22 protein-coding genes are annotated in these 21390 nt (G+C 62.3%); 13 read left to right on the forward strand and 9 right to left on the reverse strand.

All coding sequences use genetic code 11. The features are described from left to right. The first annotated feature begins 136 nt into the window (after positions 1–136). Positions 137–538: a hypothetical protein gene (locus tag AC1DXW_RS15655; RefSeq protein ID WP_477753162.1), complete on the forward strand. Its 402-nt coding sequence runs from the start codon at positions 137–139 to the stop codon at positions 536–538. Between the two features lie 69 nt (positions 539–607). Here AC1DXW_RS15655 and AC1DXW_RS15660 read toward each other — a convergent pair whose 3' ends face one another. The 4 genes from AC1DXW_RS15660 to AC1DXW_RS15675 form a co-directional block, all read right to left on the reverse strand. Further along, entirely contained in the window at positions 608–2200 is a 1593-nt protein-coding gene (locus tag AC1DXW_RS15660; RefSeq protein WP_477753163.1) for a DHA2 family efflux MFS transporter permease subunit, read from the reverse strand. Continuing rightward, a complete protein-coding gene (locus AC1DXW_RS15665) occupies positions 2197–3282 on the reverse strand; it encodes an HlyD family secretion protein (protein WP_477753164.1) in 1086 nt (361 codons plus the stop codon). The genes AC1DXW_RS15660 and AC1DXW_RS15665 overlap by 4 nt, the downstream gene beginning before the upstream one ends. Positions 3283–3378: 96 nt before the next feature. Next, positions 3379–3792 (reverse strand): cupin domain-containing protein, encoded by a 414-nt coding sequence (locus tag AC1DXW_RS15670; RefSeq protein WP_477754284.1) that lies wholly within the window; start codon positions 3790–3792, stop codon positions 3379–3381. Between the two features lie 44 nt (positions 3793–3836). Continuing rightward, entirely contained in the window at positions 3837–4589 is a 753-nt protein-coding gene (locus tag AC1DXW_RS15675; protein ID WP_477754283.1) for an SDR family oxidoreductase, read from the reverse strand. 259 nt (positions 4590–4848) lie between these two features. On the opposite strand from AC1DXW_RS15675, the gene AC1DXW_RS15680 reads away from it, so the two are divergent. The 7 genes from AC1DXW_RS15680 to AC1DXW_RS15710 all read left to right on the forward strand — a co-directional run bounded on the left by AC1DXW_RS15680 (position 4849) and on the right by AC1DXW_RS15710 (position 13393). After that, positions 4849–6438 (forward strand): winged helix-turn-helix domain-containing tetratricopeptide repeat protein, encoded by a 1590-nt coding sequence (locus tag AC1DXW_RS15680; protein ID WP_477754282.1) that lies wholly within the window; start codon positions 4849–4851, stop codon positions 6436–6438. A 246-nt stretch (positions 6439–6684) separates the two neighbouring features. After that, on the forward strand, positions 6685–8058 hold the full coding sequence (locus AC1DXW_RS15685; protein ID WP_477754281.1) for a glutamine synthetase family protein: 1374 nt from the start codon (positions 6685–6687) through the stop codon (positions 8056–8058). A 7-nt stretch (positions 8059–8065) separates the two neighbouring features. Then, positions 8066–9457: an aldehyde dehydrogenase family protein gene (locus tag AC1DXW_RS15690; protein WP_477754280.1), complete on the forward strand. Its 1392-nt coding sequence runs from the start codon at positions 8066–8068 to the stop codon at positions 9455–9457. 3 nt (positions 9458–9460) lie between these two features. Further along, entirely contained in the window at positions 9461–10621 is a 1161-nt protein-coding gene (locus tag AC1DXW_RS15695; RefSeq protein ID WP_477754279.1) for an iron-containing alcohol dehydrogenase, read from the forward strand. Between the two features lie 56 nt (positions 10622–10677). Further along, positions 10678–12231, forward strand: coding sequence for an amino acid permease (locus AC1DXW_RS15700; RefSeq protein ID WP_477760175.1), 1554 nt, complete (start codon positions 10678–10680; stop codon positions 12229–12231). A 217-nt stretch (positions 12232–12448) separates the two neighbouring features. Continuing rightward, complete coding sequence (locus AC1DXW_RS15705; protein WP_477754277.1) at positions 12449–12739, forward strand: DUF7693 family protein; 291 nt, start codon at positions 12449–12451, stop codon at positions 12737–12739. Between the two features lie 81 nt (positions 12740–12820). After that, positions 12821–13393 (forward strand): chorismate mutase, encoded by a 573-nt coding sequence (locus AC1DXW_RS15710; protein WP_477754276.1) that lies wholly within the window; start codon positions 12821–12823, stop codon positions 13391–13393. Between the two features lie 66 nt (positions 13394–13459). On the opposite strand, the gene AC1DXW_RS15715 is transcribed toward AC1DXW_RS15710, so the two are convergent. After that, on the reverse strand, positions 13460–14425 hold the full coding sequence (locus tag AC1DXW_RS15715; RefSeq protein WP_477760176.1) for a GlxA family transcriptional regulator: 966 nt from the start codon (positions 14423–14425) through the stop codon (positions 13460–13462). A 104-nt stretch (positions 14426–14529) separates the two neighbouring features. On the opposite strand from AC1DXW_RS15715, the gene AC1DXW_RS15720 reads away from it, so the two are divergent. From AC1DXW_RS15720 to AC1DXW_RS15740, 5 genes are all read left to right on the forward strand, one after another. Beyond that, positions 14530–15099: a thioesterase family protein gene (locus tag AC1DXW_RS15720; protein ID WP_477754274.1), complete on the forward strand. Its 570-nt coding sequence runs from the start codon at positions 14530–14532 to the stop codon at positions 15097–15099. A 136-nt stretch (positions 15100–15235) separates the two neighbouring features. After that, positions 15236–15610, forward strand: a complete 375-nt coding sequence (locus AC1DXW_RS15725; protein WP_477754273.1) for a hypothetical protein — start codon at positions 15236–15238, stop codon at positions 15608–15610. Next, positions 15607–15807, forward strand: a complete 201-nt coding sequence (locus AC1DXW_RS15730) for a helix-turn-helix transcriptional regulator (RefSeq protein ID WP_007988375.1) — start codon at positions 15607–15609, stop codon at positions 15805–15807. Before AC1DXW_RS15725 ends, AC1DXW_RS15730 begins: the two co-directional genes overlap by 4 nt. A 27-nt stretch (positions 15808–15834) precedes the next feature. After that, positions 15835–16578 carry an SGNH/GDSL hydrolase family protein gene (locus AC1DXW_RS15735; protein WP_477754272.1) on the forward strand — a complete coding sequence of 248 codons (744 nt, stop codon included), beginning with the start codon at positions 15835–15837 and terminating at the stop codon, positions 16576–16578. Then, positions 16571–16999 carry a nuclear transport factor 2 family protein gene (locus AC1DXW_RS15740; RefSeq protein WP_477754271.1) on the forward strand — a complete coding sequence of 143 codons (429 nt, stop codon included), beginning with the start codon at positions 16571–16573 and terminating at the stop codon, positions 16997–16999. The genes AC1DXW_RS15735 and AC1DXW_RS15740 overlap by 8 nt, the downstream gene beginning before the upstream one ends. A 137-nt stretch (positions 17000–17136) precedes the next feature. Here AC1DXW_RS15740 and AC1DXW_RS15745 read toward each other — a convergent pair whose 3' ends face one another. Genes AC1DXW_RS15745 through AC1DXW_RS15760 form a run of 4 tightly spaced genes read right to left on the reverse strand, consistent with a single transcriptional unit; the run spans position 17137 to position 21378 of the window. After that, positions 17137–18261 carry an agmatine deiminase family protein gene (locus AC1DXW_RS15745; protein WP_477754270.1) on the reverse strand — a complete coding sequence of 375 codons (1125 nt, stop codon included), beginning with the start codon at positions 18259–18261 and terminating at the stop codon, positions 17137–17139. A gap of 49 nt (positions 18262–18310) precedes the next feature. After that, positions 18311–19411 (reverse strand): extracellular solute-binding protein, encoded by a 1101-nt coding sequence (locus AC1DXW_RS15750; protein ID WP_477760177.1) that lies wholly within the window; start codon positions 19409–19411, stop codon positions 18311–18313. 1 nt (position 19412) lies between these two features. After that, positions 19413–20321: an N-carbamoylputrescine amidase gene (gene aguB, locus AC1DXW_RS15755; protein ID WP_477754268.1), complete on the reverse strand. Its 909-nt coding sequence runs from the start codon at positions 20319–20321 to the stop codon at positions 19413–19415. A 4-nt stretch (positions 20322–20325) separates the two neighbouring features. Continuing rightward, on the reverse strand, positions 20326–21378 hold the full coding sequence (locus AC1DXW_RS15760) for an agmatine deiminase family protein (RefSeq protein WP_477754267.1): 1053 nt from the start codon (positions 21376–21378) through the stop codon (positions 20326–20328). Positions 21379–21390: the final 12 nt, after the last annotated feature.

Genomic DNA, 21390 nt, shown 5'->3' on the forward strand with positions numbered 1-21390 from the left:
CAAGCTCGCTCCCACAGGGGGGTTCGATCCATTGACTGCGTCGATAGTCACCATTGATTCAATGAAGTTCTCTTAAAAAATCCCCGGCGTAACATCAGCTCCATACCAACCCATAAGCACCCCGGAGCACACCATCATGAAACGCCAGACCCTCCTCAGCATCGCTTTCTCGGTTTTCGCAGTTAACGCTTTTGCCGCCACCTCCGCTCAACCTGTGGTCGCTGAAGGCGGCTCGGATCGTCTGATTGAAAGCCGTGTGGCTGAGGGTGGTTCCGATCGTCTGATCGAGAATCGTGTGGCTGAAGGTGGCTCGGATCGCCTGCTGGAAAAACGTGTTGCCGAAGGCGGTTCCGACAAACTGCTGGAAAACCGCGTCGCCGAAGGCGGTTCGGATCGCCTGCTGGAAAAACGTGTTGCCGAAGGCGGTTCCGACAAGCTCCTGCAAAACCGCGTCGCCGAAGGCGGTTCCGACAAACTGCTGGAAAACCGCGTCGCCGAAGGCGGTTCGGATCGTCTGATCGAAAGCCGCGCTGTCTGAATGCAGTGCTTTACCGCAGGACTCAACGAAAAGCCCGGCCTCACCCGCCGGGCTTTTTCGTGCGGGTCATCAATTCGTCGGTTGTCCGTGCGCTTTCGCGTATCGCGAGAGACCGATCTTGATGGCGACCAGAATGGGCGCGGCAAAGACGAACAGCAGGGCCACGGCGAAGAACGCCGTATCGAAGGCAATCACCGTGGCCTGACCTGACACCGCCTTGCCCAGCAGGCTGGTGGCTGCCCGGCCAGCGGCCACCTGATCCATACCCTTCCCTACCAGCATCGCGGTTGTGGTTGTCAGCCGTTCGATGACCGCGCCCCCCCCTGGGGTGACGTTGGCGCCGAGGACCACGCCATTGCTGACAACCTGATGGTCGATCAAGGTCTGAAGCCCGGCGACGCCCATTAAGCCCCCCAACTGGCGCCCGGTATTGAACAGGCCGATGCCGTTGGCCAGGTTGCGGCTATTGAGGTGGGTGAAGGCGATCAGGGTGATCGACAGAAACAGCAAGCCAAGGCCCAGGCCGCGCAACAGGATGGCCGCCATCATGTCGTCGCTGCCGCTTTCGTTGGTGGAGCCGGAGAGCATCCACATCGCCGCCATGATCAGCAGGATGCCAAAGGGCACGGTCGCCACCGGTGGTACGCGGCGGACCTTGATCAACCAGGCAGCGATGAGCAGCGAGCCGACAAAAAAAACGCCACTGGGCAACAGGAGCAGGCCGGCATCGGTCGGTGTGAATGCGAGTACCGACAGGGCGAACGCCGGGATCAGGTAGGCGCTGCCGAACAGCGCGGCTCCGGCGACGAAACTGACGATAAAGGCAAAGGTGAAATCGCTAGTTTTGAACAGGCTGAAGTCGAGCAGCCCCTGGCCGTTGGCCAAGACCTGTTGGCCGAGAAAGGCCAGCAGCGCGGCGCCGCCGATCACCGTCAGTATCAGGATGCGCGGCTCCTCGAACCAGTCCCAGCGGCTGCCCTGGCTGAGCACGTAAGTGAAGCAGAACAGCACAGCACCGATCAGTGCACAGCCGAGCCAGTCAAACGAACGTTGCCGGACCCTGGCGGGCACGGGGTGGTCAGCGATGAGCAAGAGCCCCGTCGCCGCCAGGGCCAGCGGCACCACGCTGAAGAAAATCCAGGTCCAGGACTGGCTGTCGATCAACCACCCTTGCAGGGCTGGCGCGAGGGTCGCCGACGCGACCACGGCCGCCATGGCGAACAGGGCTTGCAGGACCGGCTGAAGGGCACGCGGATAGCCGCGAAAAATCAGCGCCTGGCCCGCCACCAACAAAGTACCGCCAGCGAAGCCTTGCAGGATGCGCAGTGCGATCAGCAGCTCCAGCCAGGCGGTAATGGCAGCCACGCAGCACGCCAGGCCCATGACCAGGGTGGCGCCGATGATCACGTTGCGCGCAGAAAACCGCTGCATCAGCCAAGGGGCAAGCATGAACCCGATCAGCTTGAACGCGATGTAGCCGACATCCAGCCAGGCGAACTCATCAGGCGTGGCATAGGTGTCGCCGATGATGTCGCTGCGGCCGAGGGCCAGCACGGTGCTGGCGATCGCTTCCGTCAACGTCGCCAGCACGATGCCCACCATGAGCAGGACGCCGTTCGTCGTTCTGGCGCTGCTCGGCGTGGCACAGGCAACGCTGCTCATGAACCTGCCCCTTGCGCAACCTCTACCCGCGCGGACAGGCCCGGTACGATGCGCCCCGGCAGCGGATTGTGGGCCAGGCGGATCTTCACCGGCACGCGCTGCACGACACGCACAAAGTTCCCGGTGGCGTTGTCGGGCGGCAGCAGGCTGAACGCCGAGCCACTGCCCGGTGCAAAGCTGTCGACCACGCCATCGAGTGCCGCATCGGGGTAGCCATCGACCGTGACGCGCACGGGCTGACCGGGGCGGATATGTTCGAGCTGGGTTTCCTTGAAGTTCGCCACGATCCACACATCGTTGACCGGCACGATATCGAGCAGGGAGCCGCCCGGCGTTACGAAGCGGCCGAGGCGAACCTGACGGTTACCGACCACGCCATCCACCGGTGCGTGCACCACGGTGTGATCGAGATCGATCCGGGCGAGATCCCGCGCGGCCTGTGCCTGGGTCACTGCGGCCACGGCAGCCTCGCGCTCGGCCACAAACACCGCGATGCGTTGCTGTTGTGCCTCGACCGTGGCCGAAGCGGCCGACACCGAGGCCACGGCTCTGGATTGCGCCGTGCCGGTTTCATCGACCAGGGCCTGGCTGACCGCGTTGCTGACGATCAGTTTGCGGCTGCGGTCGTGGGTCTTGGCCGCCAGGCTCATGTCGGCGGTGGCCGAGCGCCTTTGCGCTTCGGCCTGCCTGATCAGCGCATGCTGAAGCTGGATCTGCGCGTCGACATGGGTCAGGCGCGCCTGGGCGGCGCTGACATTGGCCTCGGCTTGCGCAAGTCTGGCGCGATAGTCGCGGTCATCGATACGAAACAGCACATCACCGGCGTGCACGGCCTGGTTGTCCTCGACCTCGACCGCTGTGACATAGCCGGCGACCTTGGCGGCGAGCGAGGTGACATCCCCGCGGACATAGGCGTTGTCGGTCGAGGTCACAGCACTTGAAAACGCCAGCGCCCCCCAGGCTGCCAAGACCACCAGGGCACCGACGCACAGCATCAGGCCGATGGTTTTGTACAGGTTTCGTCGTGCCACGACGCTTGGGGGACTGGCTGCAATGGCGGCCTTGTCCAGGAGCGAGTTCATTTTTTCATTTCCTGTTCAGTGCCAAGAACTGACGCAGCCACTGGGCGGCAGGGTCTGCCGCCCGGCTGTCGAGCCTTCATGAGCGGGTTGACCGGCTCACTGTTTGATCGGTGTGACGAGTACCTTTTCCTCGGTGTCGAGGACGAACACCGCCAACAGGCGTGCAGGTTGGGTGTCGCTGGCGTTGGCGCTGACCAGGTGCACGGAACCCGGCTCTTCTACGAAGTTTTCGCCGGCCTTGTAGATCTTTTCCGGCTGGCCTTTGACCTGGATGCGAAACGAGCCCTCCAGCACCGTTGCATAGATGAAGGCCGTTTTCGGATGGGTGTGAGCCGGCGACGCGGCACCCGGCCCATACTCGACGACCACGCCTCTCATGCTCTTGCCAGGGATGTTGGGAATGGGACGGTCAAACACCACCGTCACCTTGCCGGGAGGCGGCTCGGCGGCCGCCGCTGCGCTGATCGAGAGCGCTGCGAAAACAGCAGCCATCAGCAATCGGGTAACCATGGGATTTCTCCTGGATTCGTAGGGATATGTGAGAGTGCGATCCGTTACTGCGCCGTCGACCGGGCCAGCCAGTCGTCGAAGCGGATCGCCCCCAGGCGTGCGTTCTTGCCGGTGACCAGCGATTGATCGTTGAGCACGGCACCGAAGTAACGCGCATGCACGTCCGGCACGACCTTGCGGCTGTCCTGGGTCGCCCGCAGATAACGCCTGGCCAGTTCGTCGATCGGCATGGCTTCCGGGCCGCCGACTTCCACCGTGCCATTGACCGGTGCTGCCAGCACGACATCGGCCAGCGCCGCTACCACATCGTCGGACGCAATCGGCTGGATCAGCGCCGGCGAAGCATGAATTTCCTCGCCAACGGCGAACGACTGGACAATGCCGCCGGCAAACTCGGAGAACTGCGTGGCACGCAGAATGGTGTAAGGCATGCCGGACGCCTTGATAAGGGCTTCCTGCGCGACCTTGGCGCGGAAATAGCCGGTATCGGGAAGCCGTTCGCTGCCGACAATCGACAGGGCAACATGATGACGAACCCCGGCAGCGGCTTCGGCGGCCAGCAGGTTACGGCTCGACGTTTCAAAGAAATCGAGAACGGCCTGGTCCTCCCACGACGGCGCGTTCGCCACGTCGACCACCACATCAGCACCATCCATCGCTTCGGCCAGGCCTTCGCGGGTGATGCTGTTCACGCCGGTGCTGGGGCTGGCGGCGAGCGCGTCATGGCCGCGCTCGCGGAGTGTATTTACAAGTTTCGATCCGATGAGGCCGGAGCCTCCGATGACGACGATCTTCATGACTTTTCTCCACTTGTCGACTGCAACCATTGCGTCGGTGTAGAGAGATTGCCTGCGCGCATCAGGCAAGTCCTTGCGCCGGGCTTGGGTTTACCTTGGCGAGCGCTTGGATTTATGTCCAAAGCTACTGAGGTTCTTCCAGGCTCCCTTGCCGCTGACGGTGCAGCGGGTGTCGAGCTGCCGTATCATCTGCCTCAGTTACCAACCACCCGCCGCCTGGGACACGGAGTTGAGGGCGCTTTGCCAGGGGATGCTCAACTTGCCATTTGCGTTTGAAGACTACGTACTCGATCAGGAGCGCCGGGAGCTGACCTTGCGCGGGCAGGTCGTAGCCGTCGGCCCGCAGGTCTTCGACCTGTTGCTGCTGTTCGTCAACAATCCCGATCGAGTCCTCAGCAAGGACGAATTGCTCAATTCAGTGTGGAGCGGCCGGATCGTTTCCGAATCGACAATCACCAGTCACATCAATGCGGTGCGCAAGGCCATTGGTGATACCGGTGAGGAGCAGCGCCTGGTGCGTACCGTCGCCCGCAAGGGCTACCGTTTCGTTGGCAGGATCAACGGCGCCATGACCGGGGAAGCGCGACAGCCTGACATCGACGAACGCTCGACCGCTACCCCGAAACAAATCCCCTCCTCTACGCTCGCCCTGCCGGATAAACCCTCGATTACCGTCCTGCCGTTCCAGAACCTGAGCGGCGATCCGGAGCAGGAGTACTTCGCCGACGGCGTCGTGGAGGACATCATCGCCGCCCTGTCGCGGATTCGCTGGCTGTTCGTCATCGCGCGCAATTCGAGCTTCACCTACAAGGGCCAGGCCGTGGACGCCCAGGGCGTTGGCCTGGAGCTGGGCGTTCGCTACGTGCTCGAAGGCAGCGTGCGCAAGTGCGGGAACAAGGTGCGCATTACCGGACAACTGATCGACGCGACAAGCGGGGCGCACATCTGGGCAGAGCGCTTCGAAGGCCTGCTCGACGATATCTTCGAACTGCAGGACCAGATCGCCGAAAGCGTCGTCGGCGCGATCGCGCCGCAGCTGGAGCGGGCAGAAATCGAACGCGCCAAGCGTAAGCCGACGGACAGCCTGGACGCCTACGACTATTACCTGCGCGCCATGGCCAAACTGCACAGCGGCACCCGGGAAGCCATCGAGCAGGCGCTGCCGATGTTCTACCAGGCCATCGAACTCGATCCGGAGTTTGCCTCGGCCTATGGCATGGCCGCCTGGTGCCACTTCTGGCGCAAGCTCAATGGCTGGATGGTCGATCGGCCTGCAGAAATCGCCGAGGGCATACGGCTGGCGCGGCTGGCGGTGACCCTCGGTCGCGATGATGCCGTCGCGTTGACCCGGGGCGGACATGCGCTGGCTCACCTCGCCGGCGAAGTCGACGGCGGCATTGCACTGCTCGACCGGGCGCGCCTGCTCAATCCCAACCTCGCCCCCGCCTGGTTCCTGGGCGGTATCCTGCGGGCGCTGCACGGTGAAACAGACGCTGCCATCGAGCATTTGAACCATGCCGTTCGCTTGAGTCCGCTGGATCCGGAAATGTTCAGGATGCAGGTCGGGATGGCGCTCGCGCATTTCTTCGCCGGGCACTTCAATGCCGCTGCGGACTGGGCGGAAAAGGGACTGGGCAACCTGCCCAGTCTGCTGGTTGCGGCGGCGCTGGTGGCGGCCAGTCATGCGCTCGGCGGACGAATGGATAAAGCGAAGTGGGCGATGCAACGTCTGCAAAAGCTGGATTCTTCTTTGCGCCTGGGCACCCTCAAGGACTGGCTGCCCATTCAACGGCCTGAGGATTTCGCCCGTTTCGTCGATGGACTGCGGCTGGCCGGGTTGCCGGAGTGAAGGCGACCAACCCTGTAGGAGCGAGCTTGCTCGCGATGGTCGTCAACGATGACGCGGGGGTTCTGATTAATCGCGGTGTCTTCAAGTCCATCGCGAGCAAGCTCGCTCCTACAATTGCAACGGTAGGCTAAGCTTTGAGCAACTCGTTGCTCATGATGCTCGGTTCTGCAGGTTTTGGGTTTTTCTGGAGAGCGTCTGCAACAGCTATCCCAGACTGGCCCCAACCTTTCACGCAGGATTGCCGTGATGACCGAGCCCCTCCTCAGCTTTGATGCACTCAAGCGCGCCGCGGCTGCCGGCGAAATCGATACCGTGCTGGTCTGCATGGTCGACATGCAGGGACGCCTGGTCGGCAAGCGCTTCCAGGTCGAGTTTTTCATCGACAGTGGCCACGAAGAAACCCACTGCTGCAACTACCTGCTGGCCGATGACATCGACATGGAGCCGGTGCCGGGTTACGCCGCGGCCAGTTGGAGCAAGGGCTACGGCGATTTCGTGCTCAAGCCCGACATGTCCACCCTGCGGCGCGTGCCCTGGCTTGAATGCACGGCGCTGGTGCTGTGCGACGTGCTCGATCATCACCATCGCCAGGACCTGCCCCACAGCCCTCGGGCGATTCTGAAAAAGCAGGTCGAGCGCCTGCGCGAGCGCGGCTATACCGGCATGTTTGCTTCGGAACTCGAGTTCTATCTGTTCGATGAGAGCTACGAGGCGATCCACGAGCGCAACTATCACAAACCGAAAACCGCCGGCCATTACATCGAGGACTACAACATCCTGCAGACCACCCGCGAGGAGCCGGTGCTGCGGGCGATTCGCAAGCACTTGCAGGCCTCGGGCATTCCCGTGGAAAACTCCAAGGGGGAATGGGGCCCGGGGCAGGAAGAAATCAACATCCGCTACGCCGACGCCATGACCATGGCCGACCACCACGTCATTATCAAGCACGCCTGCAAAGAGATCGCGCAGTTGCAGGGCAAGGCGATCACCTTCATGGCCAAGTGGCGCTACGACGCCGCCGGTTCCAGCAGTCATATCCATAATTCGCTGTGGGACAAGAACGCCAAAAAGCCGCTGTTCTTCGACGCCAAAGCCGAGTTCGGCATGTCGAAACTGATGCGTGCCTGGGTCGCCGGGCAGCTCAAGTACGCCAACGACATCACCTGTTTTCTCGCGCCCTATATCAACTCCTACAAGCGCTTTCAGGCTGGCACTTTTGCGCCGACGCGGGCGGTGTGGAGCCGCGACAATCGCACCGCCGGCTTTCGCTTGTGTGCTGAAGGCAGCAAGGCCATTCGCATCGAATGCCGCATCGGCGGTGCCGACCTCAACCCCTATCTGGCCTTCGCCGCATTGATCGCGGCGGGTTTGGCGGGTATCGACGAGAAGCTCGATCTGGCGCCGCCGTTCGAAGGCGACGCCTACCTCGATGAGCATTTGCCGGAAGTGTCCAAGACTCTGCGCGAGGCAAGCGCCGCCCTCAAGAGCTCAAGCATGTTGCGCGAGGCGTTTGGCGACGAGATTGTCGACCATTACGTGCACACCGCCGAGTGGGAGCAGAAGGAGTACGACCGGCGAATCACCGACTGGGAATTGCAGCGCGGTTTCGAGCGCTACTGAGAACATCATGACTGAGAAGGTACAACTGATCTCCCCGGTCGATGGCCGGGTGTACGTCGAACGCGAGGTGGCCGATGCGGAGCAGGTCGAGCAGGCACTGACGGCCGCTGCCAATGCACAGGCGTCATGGCAACGCCGCTCACTGAGCGAACGTGCGGCTTATTGCAGTGCCGCGGTGGACGCGATGCTGTCGATGCAGGCGGACATCGTGCCGGAGCTGGCCTGGCAGATGGGCCGCCCGGTGCGTTACGGCGCCGGCGAGCTGCGCGGTTTTGCCGAACGCGCCCGACACATGATCGCCATCGCTCCACGGGCACTGGCCGCTGTAGAGCCTGCGCCCAAGGCGGGTTTTCGACGCTACATCAAACGCGAGCCGCTGGGCACGGTGCTGGTGGTCGCCCCGTGGAACTACCCCTATCTGACGGCGGTGAACACGATCATCCCGGCGCTGATGGCCGGCAACAGCGTGATCCTCAAGCACGCGTCGCAAACCCTGCTGGTGGGCGAGCGTTTCGCCGAGGCCATGCGTCGCGCAAAACTGCCCGAAGGGCTGTTCCAGAATCTGCTGCTCAACCATGTGTCGACCGGGGCGATCATTACTTCCGGGCGCGTGCAGCAAGTGAACTTCACCGGTTCCGTGGAGGCTGGCAAAGTCATGGAAAGCGTCGCCAGCGGACAATTTCTCGGCATGGGCCTGGAGCTCGGCGGAAAAGACCCGGCCTATGTCCGGGCAGACGCCAACCTTGAACATGCGGTGGAAAATCTGGTGGACGGCAGCTTCTTCAATTCCGGGCAGAGTTGCTGTGCCGTGGAACGCATTTATGTCGACCAGAAAATCTTCCCGGTGTTTGTCGAGCGCTTCGCCGAATTGACCCGCCAATACGTGCTGGGCAACCCGCTGGACGAAGCCACCACCCTCGGCCCGCTGGTGACACCGGGCGCCGCATTCTTCGTTCGTGGCCAGATCGCCGAAGCTATGGCCCAGGGCGCCAAAGCGCTGATCGATCCGAAGTCCTTTCCCGCCGACGTGCAGGGCAGCGCCTACCTTGCACCGCAAGTGCTGGTGGACGTGACCCATCAAATGTCGGTCATGCGCGACGAAAGCTTTGGCCCCGTGGTCGGCATCATGCCGGTGGCCAGCGATGAAGAAGCCATCGCCTTGATGAACGACAGTGAGTTCGGGCTCAGCGCTTCCATCTGGACCCAGGACCTCGCGGCGGCCGAACGCCTGGGCAACGAGATCGCCACCGGCACCGTGTTCATGAACCGCTGCGATTACCTGGACCCGGCTCTGGCCTGGACCGGCGTGAAAAACAGCGGGCGCGGCGTCACCCTGTCGCCATTGGGCTACGAGCACCTGACCCGGGCCAAATCCTTTCATCTGCGTCACGAGGTGTAGACCATGAACCTGACAGGAAACTGGAGCTACCCCACGAGCGTTCGGTTCGGTGTCGGGCGCATCGCCGAGCTGGCCGACGTCTGTCGCAGCCAGGGCATCCAGCGCCCCTTGCTGGTGACCGACAGCGGCCTGGCGCGCGCGCCGATCACCACGGCGGCACTGGATGCGTTGCGCGCCGCCGGTCTTGGCGTGGCGCTGTTTTGCGACCTCAAGCCCAACCCGGTGGAAGCCAACCTGGCCGGCGGGCTCGACGCCTGGCGTGCCGGCCAGCACGACGGCGTGATCGCGTTCGGCGGCGGCAGTGGCCTGGACATGGGCAAGCTGATTGCCTTCATGAGCGGCCAGACCCGGCCGGTCTGGGACTTCGAAGACATCGGCGACTACTGGACCCGCGCCGACGACAGCCGCATCGCCCCGATCATTGCCGTGCCGACCACGGCGGGAACCGGTTCAGAAGTCGGTCGTGCGGCGGTGATCATCGACGAGCGCACCCACACCAAACGCATCATCTTCCACCCGAAAATGATGCCGCGCGTGGTGATCAGCGACCCGGCCCTCACCGTCGGCATGCCTGCCAAAATCACCGCCGGCACTGGCATGGACGCGTTATCCCATTGCCTGGAAGCCTACTGCGCCCCCGGTTTTCACCCCCTGGCCGACGGCATTGCCGTGGAAGGCATGCGCCTGGTAGCCAATTCACTGGTGAAGGCGGTACACACGCCGTCGGACCTCGAGGCGCGCGCACAAATGCTCGCGGCGGCGGCGATGGGCGCCACGGCATTCCAGAAAGGCCTGGGCGGGATGCATGCGCTCTCGCATCCGGTGGGTGCGCTGTACGACACCCATCACGGCATGACCAATGCCACCTTCATGCCCTATGTCCTGCAGTTCAATCGCACGGCCATCGAGGAGCGCATCACCCGCCTGGCGGCGTACCTGCGCCTGCCCTCACCCGGCTTCGACAGTTTCATGGCCTTCGTCCTCAAGCTGCGCAAGGACATCGGCGTGCCCCATACCCTGTTTGAGCTGGGCGTGGATGACCGGCAGGCCGACCTGATCGCGGACATGGCGGTTGTCGACCCCTGCGCCGGCGGTAACCCGCTGCCATTGACCCGGGACGGCGTGGCAAAGATTTTCGACGCGGCGTTTCACGGCCGTCTGTAGGAGCGAGCCTACGGCGGCTCAGTTCGACCTGTCCAAAACCTGAAGGGGCACACATCATGAACCCAGCAAGCCAGCCGGGCACCGAAACGCACGACGATGACGTCAAGGTGCTGCACAGCATGGGCTATGCCCAGCAACTCTCACGACGAATGGGGGTTTTCTCCAACTTTGCGATTTCCTTTTCGATCATCTGCATCCTCTCGGGTGGCATCAACTCGCTGGCCCAAGGCACTTCGGGCGCGGGGGGTATATCCATCGGCATCGGCTGGCCGATCGGCTGCCTGATCTCCGGGGTGTTCGCCATGGCCATGGCGCAGATTTCCTCGGCCTATCCCACCGCTGGCGGCCTGTACCACTGGGGCTCGATTCTCGGTAACCGCTTCACTGGCTGGCTGACCGCCTGGTTCAACCTGCTGGGACTGGTCACGGTGCTGGGCGCGATCAACGTCGGCACCTACTACTTCTTTTTCGGCGCCTTCGGACCGGCACTGGGCATGGAGGATACGACCACGGTCAGGGTGATTTTCCTGGCGATCCTCACGGGCTTGCAGGCCTTGTGTAACCACTTGGGCATCGGCCTGACGGCCAAGCTCACCGACTTCTCCGGCTACCTGATCTTCGCCACCGCGCTGGCACTGACCATCGTCTGCCTGATGTCGGCACCCAGCTATGAATTCGCGCGGTTGTGGACCTTCAGCAACTATTCCGGTGAGGYGGGTGGCAGCGTCTGGCCGCAGGTCTCCAATGGCTGGGTGTTCATGCTCGGCCTGCTGTTGCCGATCTACACCATCACCGGCTATGACGCCTCCGCGCACACCTCCGAAGAAACCCGCAACGCGGCCATGTCGGTGCCGCGCGGCATGGTCATGTCGGTGGTCTGGTCGTTGCTGTTCGGCTGGCTGATGCTCAGCGCGTTCGTGCTGATGCTGCCGAACATGGACGAAGCGGCCAAGCAAGGCTGGAACGTGTTTTTCTGGGCCATGAACACCCAGGTCAACCCGACCTTGAAACTGGTGCTTTACGTGGCGATCTTCATCTCGCAGGTGCTCTGCGGGCTGGCCACCGTCACCTCGGTTTCACGGATGATCTTCGCGTTCTCACGTGACGGCGGCCTGCCCTGTTCCAAAGCCCTGGCCTCCGTCTCGCCGACCTTTCGCAGCCCGGTGGCAGCCATCTGGACCGGTGCCACCCTTGCCGTCCTGTTCGACTGGGGCTCGTCGGTGATCTCGGTCGGGGCAACGCCGGTCTATACGATCGTGGTGTCCTGCACGGTGATCTTCCTGTTCTTCTCCTTCGCCATTCCCATCGTGCTCGGCCTGTTTACCTTTGGGACTTCGAAGTGGCCGACCATGGGGCCGTGGAACATGGGGCGGTTCTGGTACTCGGTGTTCGCCATCCTCTCGATCCTGTCGATGATCATCATTTTCGTCATCGGCATCCAGCCACCGAACGATTGGGCGCTGTACATCACCATCGGCTTCCTGATCCTGACCGCCATCGTCTGGTTCGGCTTTGAAGCGCGGCGCTTCCAGGGGCCGCCGGTGGGCGACATGATCGTCAAGCGCCAGGCTGAAATCGCCGCGGCGGAGGCGGCGTTGAACGGCAAATAGAGCGAGCAATGAGTAACCTGTGGGAGCGAGCTTGCTCGCGATGGCGGCGTGTCAGGCGCCATGGATGCTGGATGTGCCGGCCTTATCGCGAGCAAGCTCGCTCCCACAAGGGTCGTGGTGTTCCAACGCTTGACTGACTGGCATTAGCCGCATCTGCCGGGCTTTTTTGTATGGCGATGATTTATCCTGTGCCTCCGATTCCCCCCCGGAGACACCTGTGCCCGCCCTCACCGCCCGCGAGGTTTACCAGCCATTGCGCGATGCCGCTCAAGGCATTCGCACGTTCCAGCGAGTCGACGACGCTTGCGAGTCTGGCCATGTACGGGTCGACATCGACGGCTGGCGCCTGACGCTCGACGTCGACACCGGCCACTTGCGCCACTGCCTGCACGGCCAAAGCCCCGATGGCCGTGAATATATGTTCGACAACGGGCAGCGCTTCGGTACCGACCCCGTGAGTTTGCTCAGCACCTGGGAGCTGGCGCAGATTGAACGGCTACTGGCCTGAATCCTTCGCAACCTGTCGTTCCCTGGCCGCACTTGTGATAAACAAGCCGGAGTGATTTTTGCGTCCAAGGAGGTTCTGCCCATGCCCCGTTCCCCACGCCTGCCGCAATGGCTGGCCTGCGCCCTGCTCGGTTTGTTCGTTGGTGTTGCCCAGGCCGGCACGACGCCCCCGGCGCCCGATGCCTTGCAACCCTTGCTGGCAACGATGAATGAGCGGTTGTACATCAGCGAGCTGGTGGCGCTGACCAAGTGGGACAGCGGTAAACCGGTCCAGGACAACGCCCGGGAAGCGCAAGTCATCGCCAACGCCCGCAAGCAAGCCACCCAGCGCCAGCTCGACCCCGACGATGTCGCCGACCTCATCGCTGCGCAGATCGAAGCCAGCAAACTGGTGCAATACGGCCGGCTCGCGCAATGGCAAGCGGCGCACAAGGCACCGGACACACCACGGCCGGACCTCATTAACGACATCCGGCCCAAGCTCGACAAGCTGCAAAACCTGCTGCTCCAGCAGTACGCCGATTTCCTGCCCTACCGCAAAGACCCGAACTGCCCGCAATGGCTGGCCACCGAACGCTCCGCGCTGATCAAGGATTACCTGCATGGCCAGGCGATGATTCGTGCGACCGGAGAGCTGTGCGTTGTAGGTCGATGACAGCGAAGTGATCCAGACGAAGAGCCCGGCCCAATCGGCCGGGCTTTCATGGACGCTCTTTCTTCTTCAGTTCGCCGCCGCTTGAAACCGCTTGCGGTAAGCCGCCGGCAGTAGCCCGACGCGTTGTTGAAACAGCCTGCGAAACGAGTTGCCATCCTCGTAGCCCACGGCATAGGTGATGCTGTCCAGCGTCATGCGTGTGGATTCAAGCAACTGTTTGGCCTTTTCCAGACGCAAGGTCTGCAGGTAGGCAATCGGCGTGTAGCCGGTGGCGTCCTTGAAACGTCGCTTGAAGTTGCGCACGCCGAAGCCGAATTGTTGGGCCACATCATCGATCAACAACGGCTGATCGAAGCGTTCTTCCAGCCAGTTTTGCACCCGCAGGATGTCGCCATCACCATGGCTCTTGGGCATTGACCACATCACATACACCGACTGCTCGCTGCGCACCGAGTCGACCAACAGGTACTTGCCACACTTTTGCGCCAGTTCCAGTGACGCAAAGCGACGCACCAGGTGCAGCAACAGGTCCATGGCCGCACTAGCGCCGCCACTGGTGACCACGCGATTGTCCTCGCAAATGATTTGCCCTTCGTCCAGCAACGCTTCGGTATAGCGGCGACGGAAAAGCTCGGCAAAAGCCCAGTGCGTGGTCGCACGGGTGCCGTTCAATAGCCCGGCCTCACCCAACATGAACGCCGCCGTGCACATGGAAGCCACCACCGCGCCTTGGGCGTGCTGCTCACGCAGCCACGGTCCATAGGCGCAAAACGCCGGTAAGGCGTCCTTGAGGGTGAAGAGGAATCCCGGGATCAGGACCAGATCGGTTCGCGGGATCTCGCGAGTGGAACGGTTCACATGCAAGCGCTGCCCGCCCCAGGCGGCCACATCGGCGCCATCGAGCGAAGCGCTGACCACCCTGAACGGTGGTGGGTCGCTATCGGCGAACAGGTTGGCGGCACTGAGCACTTCCAGGGCCATGGTTGCGCTGGCGGCGGAGCATTGATCGGCCAGTAACAAGGTGATGTGCATAGCGACTCCATTGCACTTTCCGCATGAAAAATGTCATTTGCGCACCTACCTTAGCCGATTTCCATGGCCTAAAGTGCAGCCATCAACCCAACGGTGGCGCACTTATGAATCTCTGGTTTCGACTTTTCCTTATGCTGTTGCGTCGCCCGTGGCGCAACCCCGTGGACGCCTCGGCGACCACCGTTGTGTGCATGCGCGTGTGGCCGCTGGATCTGGACCTCAACCGGCACGTCACCAACGGTCGCTATTTCACGCTGGCAGACATCGGGCGAATGGATTACGTACTGCGCAGCGGCGCCTTTCGCGTGGCGCTTCGTCATAAGGCCGTGCCGATTGTCGGCGATACCTGGGGCAAGTTCCGCCGAGAGTTGCGCCTGTTCGAAGCCTTTGAAATACATACCCGCATGCTTGGCTGGGACGACAAGTGGACCTTTATGGAGCACCGTTTCGTGAGCAAGGGCCGGGTGGTCGGCGTGGTGGTGATGCGCGGTCTGTTCCGCGCGGGCAGAGGCACGGTGGCACCCGGTGAATTCGCGCTGGAACTGGGTTTGCCAGAGCAATCGCCGTCGATGCCGCCATGGCTGAAGGACTGGTCGCGTAACTGCAACGACATGAGCCATCAGTTGCGTACACAAGAGGCTCCGCCTGCGCGGCAACCGGAGACAGTCGGCTGACCGCCAACCTGTGTACGCTCTATTCTGTGCCTACCTCGCGCAACGGGCGAGTTGTGTGTTGTGAGTCGATCACAGCGAAGTGATCCAGACGAAGAGCCCGGCCCAATCAGCCGGGCTTTTACATCAGGAGGATGCATTGAAACGCTACTACATCGAAATGGGCGTCGCGATTACGCTGTACGCCGTGTTGTTGCTGGTGTCGGTGATCTTGCTTAAAGACCAGCAAGAAATGGCAATGATGCTGAAGATCATCATCACGCTGTTGCCTGTGATTCCTGCGGGGCTGATGTGTTGGGCGGTGGTGCGCAATATGCGCGCGCTGGACGAAATGCATTTGCGTATTCAGTACGAAGCTCTCGGTTTTGCCTTTGCCGCTTCGGCATTGCTGACCTTCACTTACGGTTTTCTGGAGAATGTCGGCTTTGCGCACGTGTCCTGGGTCTGTGTGTGGCCAGTGATGGGCCTGATGTGGATGATCGGGCTCAGACTTGCCAAGCGGCGYTACCAATGAAAAACCGTCTCAAGGAACTGCGTGCCGAACGCAAGTGGTCTCAGGTCGATCTGGCGGCGTTGCTGAATGTTTCGCGGCAGACCATCAATGCCATCGAAAATGGCCGCTATGATCCGAGCCTGCCCTTGGCGTTTCAGATTGCCCGGGCATTTGCGCTGCCTATTGAGAGCATTTTTGATGATGAGTTCGCTGGATAATCTCCCTCTTCAATCAGGCGCCCGTCCATGAGCCATACTGAAATCCTCGCTAAAATCTTCCTCGGCCCGGTGTTGCTGGCGCAAGGTCTCTACACCAGGCGGGTGACGCCGAGGCTGCCGGAGGCCGAAGGCGAACGTCAGGGCGATGCCGGCAGCGGCGACGTTCTGCGGTTGTTGATTGTCGGCGACAGCGCCGCTGCAGGCGTGGGTGCGGCGACTCAAGGTGAGGCCCTCAGCGGTCGGTTGGTGGAGCGCCTGGCCGATGATTATCAGGTGGCGTGGAAACTCTGGGCGCGCTCGGGCCTGGATTCGCAAGGGTTGCTGGAGCTGCTCGAACAGCACGCCCCCGAGCCGTTCGATGTGGTGCTGTTGTCGATTGGCGTCAACGATGTCACCAGCTCACTCAACCTGGATCAGTGGCTCGCCCGGCAACGGCGCTTGATCGCGCTGCTGTGCGACAAGTTCGCGGTGAGGCAGATCGTGGTGTCGCCGCTTCCGCCGATGCATCTGTTCCCCGCGCTGCCGCAACCCTTGCGCTGGTTTCTGGGGTTCAGGGCGCGTCGTTTCAATGCACATTTGGCGGATCTGGCCGCACGCCTGGATCAATGTACGATGCTCACCACCCCGTTGGTACCCGAACCGGGCTTGATGGCCAGCGATGGTTTTCATCCGGGGCCGATGCTCTACCGTCAATGGGCCGACGATGCCGCCAGGGCTATCGACCAACGCTTTCGCACCACAACAATAAAAACAGGAGTTGAAGATGTCTGAGCTGAACCTGAACCCCAATGTCGCAGCGTCCCTGAAGCAGTGGCACGCGATGATCGGCAAGCGCGACTTGAGCGCCTTGCCCGAACTGCTCGATCCGCAGGCGGTGTTCCGTTCGCCGATGGCGCACACGCCGTATCCGGGAGCGCCGGTGGTGTCGATGATCCTCAACACGGTCATGAACGTGTTCGAGGACTTTGCCTATCTCCGCGAGTTGGCGACGGCGGATGGCTTGAACGTGATTCTCGAATTCAGCGCCAAGGTCGGCGGGAAAGAGCTGAAGGGCATCGACATGATCCGCTTCAATGAACAAGGCAAGATTGTCGAGTTTGAAGTGATGGTGCGACCGTTGAGTGGCTTGCAGGCGTTGGGTGAGGAAATGGGGCGGCGGTTGGGGGCTTATCTGAAGGCCAGCAAGGCCTGATTTACCTGATTCAACAAATTACCCTGTGGGAGCGAGCTTGCTCGCGATAGCGGTGGGTCAGTGAACAACATATTGACTGACACTCCGCYATCGCGAGCAAGCTCGCTCCCACAGGGGTTGTGTACAGCCTGAAAACTTCACACCATCGGCTGGTGACTGGTCACGCAGTGAATCCCTCCACCACCGGCGGAGATCGCGTCGATGTCGAGCTGCACCACCTCGCGGTCCGGGTAGAGTTCGGACAACAGGTCGAAGGCTTTGGCATCCGCTTCCTTGTCACCGAACTGCGCAGCGATGATCGCGCCGTTGATCACGAAGTAGTTGATGTAGCCGGCGGCGAAGTCCTGATTGTCTTTGCTGAACTGGCTGTTGCGCGGGTTGAGCGGCGGCGACACGGTATGCACCTGCAATTTGCGGCCATCGGCATCCGTGGCGTTTTCCAGGACTTTCAGATGGGCGCGGGTGACCTTGTAGTCGTAGGACTCAGGGTCGTTGTCGAGGTTGGCGATCACCACACCAGGCTTGACGAAACGCGCATAGAAGTCGACATGGGCGTCGGTGATGTCCTTGCCCTTGATGCCCGGCAGCCAGATGATTTTACGCAGGCCCAGCCGTTCTTTCAGTTCTGCTTCGACCTCGGCCTTGCTCCAGTCGGGATTGCGATTGCGGTTGATCCAGCTGCTTTCGGTCATGATCCCGGTGCCGTGGCCATCGACTTCGATGCCACCGCCCTCGCCCACCAGTTCGCTACGCAGGTAATCCGCCTTGGCGTTTTCAGCGACCAGGGCGGCCAGTTGCGCATCGTCCGCATGCTGCTGTTTGTTGCCCCAGCCGTTGAAGTTGAAATCCACGGCACCGAGGTCGCCGTTGCCATCGACGACAAAATTGGCGCCGATGTCGCGCATCCAGATGTCATCCAGATCGGCGATCACGAAGGTGGTGTTGTGGCTGCCGCATTTGGCTTCGGCCAGGCGCCGCTCGCTCTGGCGACAGAACACGGTGACCGGCTCGTATTCGGCGATGGTGCGGGCGATCCGGCCAAGGGCGTCTTGCACGTGGGGCGTGAAGTCCTCCCAGATCGCGGCCTGTGCGCTGAAGGCGATGAAGGCTCGCTGGTGTTTGTCACCTTCATCGGGCATGTACCAATTGCCTTTACCGGCCGCTCGCGCCGACATGGACCCGAAGCCCAGTCCCATGGACGCCACCGCGCCCAGTCCGGCGATGACCGATACCTGCTTGATGAATGTTCGACGTGTCGGCATGTGTTTTCCTGAAATCCGGGGTTTGGCCGGCCCTCGGGCCGGCCGGTGATCATTTGACTGTAGCGGTCTTGAACTTGGTCCAGGTGCGCATGCGTGCCCGCATGTCGGCCTGGGGAATGTCCTTGCCGGGAATCAGCCGTGCGTAGGTGGCGTCATCGAGGTAGATGTCCGGGTTGTTGCGCATCGCGGCATCGACGTCCGGGCGGGCCTTGGCGTTGGAGGTCGGGTAGCCGGTGAAGTTGCTGATGGCTGCCATGTTCTGCGGGCGCATGACAAAGTTGATGAAGGCGTAGGCGTACTCCGGGTGCCGGGCGTCGACGGGAATGGCCATGGTGTCCATCCACACCGTGGTGCCTTCGCGGGGAATGCGGTAGTGGAAGGTGGTTTTCTTGCCGGCACTGTCCGACGTGCGTTGCGCCTGGGTCATGTCGCCGCTGTAGCCCAGGGACACGCACAGGTTGCCGTTGACCAGGTCGGTCACCGGTTGCGACTGGAACTTGCGGATGTACGGCCGCAACTTCATCAGCAAGTCACTGGCCGCCGCCAGGTCCGCCGGTTTGGCGCTGCGCGGATCGCGGCCGAGGTAGTTGAGCACCACCGCCAGCACTTCGTCCGGCGAGTCGATCATCGAGATGCCGCAGTCGGCGAATTTCGCCGCCAGTTCCGGTTTGAACAGCATGTCCAGGCTGTTGACCGGCGCGTCCGGCGCACGCTGGGTAATCTGCTCGGCGTTGTAGGTCAGGCCTATGGTGCCCCAGGTATACGGGACCGTGGCTTTGCTCGAATGCTCATAGTGCGAGCGCAGCTTTTGCAAACCGGGCTCGACGTCGTTGATAGCGGTGATTCTGGACTGGTCCAGCGGTTGCAGGCTGCCGGCGCGCATCAGGCGTTCGGCCACGGTGTCGCCGGGGAAGATCAGGTCGTAGCCACTGCCACCGGCAAGCATCTTGGCTTCCAGGGTTTCACTGCCGTCCATGACGTCGTAGATCACCTTGATCCCGGTTTCGGCGGTGAACTTGCTGAGGGTGTCCTCGGCAAAATAATCGGCCCAGTTGTACAGCCGCAGGGTTTTCTCCTCGGCGTGCAGCGCAGGCACCGCACAGCTCAGCGCCAGCCCCATGGCCAGGCACAGCTTGTTGATCATGTTCATGTCACACCCCTTGGGTTGCCCAGCGTGAGTGGATCTGACGACCGTCCTGGGTCAACAAGGCGCCGTACATTTCCGGACGGCGATCGCGGTAGATGCCCCAGGTCAGGCGGTCTTCGCGCATGGCCGCCAGGTCCAGGCTGTGGACCAGCACGCCGGTGCTGTCGCGGTCGGCCTCGGCGAGCAATTTGCCCTTGTGATTGCAGATGAACGACGAGCCGTAGAAGCTCATTTGCAGGGTCGGGTCGGTAGTCGCCGCTTCCCGGCCGACACGGTTGGCCGCCACCACCGGCAGCAGGTTGGCGGCGGCGTGACCGCGCATGGTCATTTGCCAGTGATCCCGGGAATCGAGCGTGGCGCAACCCGGTTCGGAGCCAATGGCCGTCGGGAACAGCAGCACTTCGGCACCCATCAAGGCCAGGCAGCGAGCAGTTTCCGGGAACCACTGGTCCCAGCAGATGCCCAGGCCGATGCGCCCGAACGCGGTGTCCCAGACCCGAAAACCGCTGTCGCCGGGGCTGAAATATTCCTTCTCCTGGTAGCCGATGGCGTTGGGGATGTGGGTCTTGCGGTACACGCCCAACAGGCACCCGTCGGCGTCGGCCACGCTCAGTGAATTGAAGTAAGCGTTACCGGCCTTCTCGTACCAGCTCAGCGGCAGCACCACGCCCAACTCTTTGGCCAATGCGGCAAAGCGCTGGAGCACGTGGCTGTCGCGATACTCCTCGGCCAGTGCCAGGTGCTTGTGGTGTTGCTCGATGCAGAAATACGGCGTGGCGAACAGTTCCTGCAACAGGATGACCTGCGCGCCCTTGGCTGCGGCTTCGCGGACCAGTTGCTCGGCCTGGTCGAGGTTGTGTTTCAAGTCCCAGGTGCACGGCATCTGGGTGGTGGCGATGGTGAGTAAGGTCATGGCATCAACCCCGCACCGGCCAGGCCGGCTGTTGCTGGGTGATGCAATGCACTCCGCCACCGCCATGAGCCAGATGGTTGATCCGCACCGGCACCACTTCGCGCCCCGGGAATGCCTGCGCCAGTACTTCGGCAGCGACCTTGTCGGCATCGATGCCGTAGGCCGGCATGATGATCACGCCGTTGGCGATGTAGAAGTTGGTGTAGGAGGCGCAGAACACTTCGGCCTCGGTGTCCACTGCATCGGAGGCTTCATAGAGTTCGATCAGCTCGAACTTGCGGCCCTGGGCATCGGTGGCCAGTTCAAGGGCGCGGCGGTTTTCCCGTGCGACTGCGGCATACACAGAGTCCTGGTCGTGGGTGGCGTCCACCAGCAACACGCCGGGGCGGGCAAAGGCGCACACACCGTCGACGTGGCCGTCGGTCATGTCGCCGGTCAGGTAGTCCGGATCGCCCGGCAGCCAGATGGTTTTCTTCACGCCCAGCAGGCGGGTGAAGATCTCTTCGATCTCGGCCTTGGTCACGCCCGGGTTACGGTTGGGGTTGAGCAGCACCGACTCGGTGGTGATCAGCGTGCCCTCGCCGTCCACGTGAATGGCGCCGCCCTCGTTGCTCAGCGCCGTGCCGAAACACTCCAGCCCCAAATGATTGAGCGCGCGCCGGGCCAGGCTTTCGTCCAGATCATGGGCCGACTTGCCGCCCCAGGCGTTGAAGCGCCAGCTCACACCGGCCAGGCCTTGCTGCGGATGGCAGACGAAGCTCGGGCCGGAGTCACGGCACCAGCTGTCGTTGACCGCCAATTCGATCAGCTCGATGTTCGGCCCGCACAAGGCCTTGGCGCTGGCGACGGATGACGGATCGACCACCAGTTTCACCGGCTCAAAACGGGCGATGGCGTTGGCCACCCGGGCGAAGTCCTCTTGAACCTGTGGCAGTGTCACCCGCCAGCCTGACTCCCACAGAGTCTTGTTGTGCGGCCAGACCATCCAGGTGGCGGCGTGGGTGACCCACTCGGCCGGCATCGTCCAACCGCTGTTTTGAATTTGGTTCTGCTGCATGACAAGCACCTC

It is taken from the genome of Pseudomonas sp. P4_C4, from assembly GCF_056402055.1.

Coding starts and splice junctions, on each gene's coding strand:
- aguB (WP_477754268.1), bottom strand. CDS start 20,321: ATGACCTTACTCACCATCGCCACCACCCAGATGCCGTGCACCTGGGAC.
- AC1DXW_RS15670 (WP_477754284.1), bottom strand. CDS start 3,792: ATGGTTACCCGATTGCTGATGGCTGCTGTTTTCGCAGCGCTCTCGATC.
- AC1DXW_RS15655 (WP_477753162.1), top strand. CDS start 137: ATGAAACGCCAGACCCTCCTCAGCATCGCTTTCTCGGTTTTCGCAGTT.
- AC1DXW_RS15715 (WP_477760176.1), bottom strand. CDS start 14,425: ATGCACATCACCTTGTTACTGGCCGATCAATGCTCCGCCGCCAGCGCA.
- AC1DXW_RS15760 (WP_477754267.1), bottom strand. CDS start 21,378: ATGCAGCAGAACCAAATTCAAAACAGCGGTTGGACGATGCCGGCCGAG.
- AC1DXW_RS15740 (WP_477754271.1), top strand. CDS start 16,571: ATGTCTGAGCTGAACCTGAACCCCAATGTCGCAGCGTCCCTGAAGCAG.
- AC1DXW_RS15685 (WP_477754281.1), top strand. CDS start 6,685: ATGACCGAGCCCCTCCTCAGCTTTGATGCACTCAAGCGCGCCGCGGCT.
- AC1DXW_RS15675 (WP_477754283.1), bottom strand. CDS start 4,589: ATGAAGATCGTCGTCATCGGAGGCTCCGGCCTCATCGGATCGAAACTT.
- AC1DXW_RS15750 (WP_477760177.1), bottom strand. CDS start 19,411: ATGAACATGATCAACAAGCTGTGCCTGGCCATGGGGCTGGCGCTGAGC.
- AC1DXW_RS15690 (WP_477754280.1), top strand. CDS start 8,066: ATGACTGAGAAGGTACAACTGATCTCCCCGGTCGATGGCCGGGTGTAC.
- AC1DXW_RS15735 (WP_477754272.1), top strand. CDS start 15,835: ATGAGCCATACTGAAATCCTCGCTAAAATCTTCCTCGGCCCGGTGTTG.
- AC1DXW_RS15720 (WP_477754274.1), top strand. CDS start 14,530: ATGAATCTCTGGTTTCGACTTTTCCTTATGCTGTTGCGTCGCCCGTGG.
- AC1DXW_RS15695 (WP_477754279.1), top strand. CDS start 9,461: ATGAACCTGACAGGAAACTGGAGCTACCCCACGAGCGTTCGGTTCGGT.
- AC1DXW_RS15660 (WP_477753163.1), bottom strand. CDS start 2,200: ATGAGCAGCGTTGCCTGTGCCACGCCGAGCAGCGCCAGAACGACGAAC.
- AC1DXW_RS15665 (WP_477753164.1), bottom strand. CDS start 3,282: ATGAACTCGCTCCTGGACAAGGCCGCCATTGCAGCCAGTCCCCCAAGC.
- AC1DXW_RS15710 (WP_477754276.1), top strand. CDS start 12,821: ATGCCCCGTTCCCCACGCCTGCCGCAATGGCTGGCCTGCGCCCTGCTC.
- AC1DXW_RS15745 (WP_477754270.1), bottom strand. CDS start 18,261: ATGCCGACACGTCGAACATTCATCAAGCAGGTATCGGTCATCGCCGGA.
- AC1DXW_RS15730 (WP_007988375.1), top strand. CDS start 15,607: ATGAAAAACCGTCTCAAGGAACTGCGTGCCGAACGCAAGTGGTCTCAG.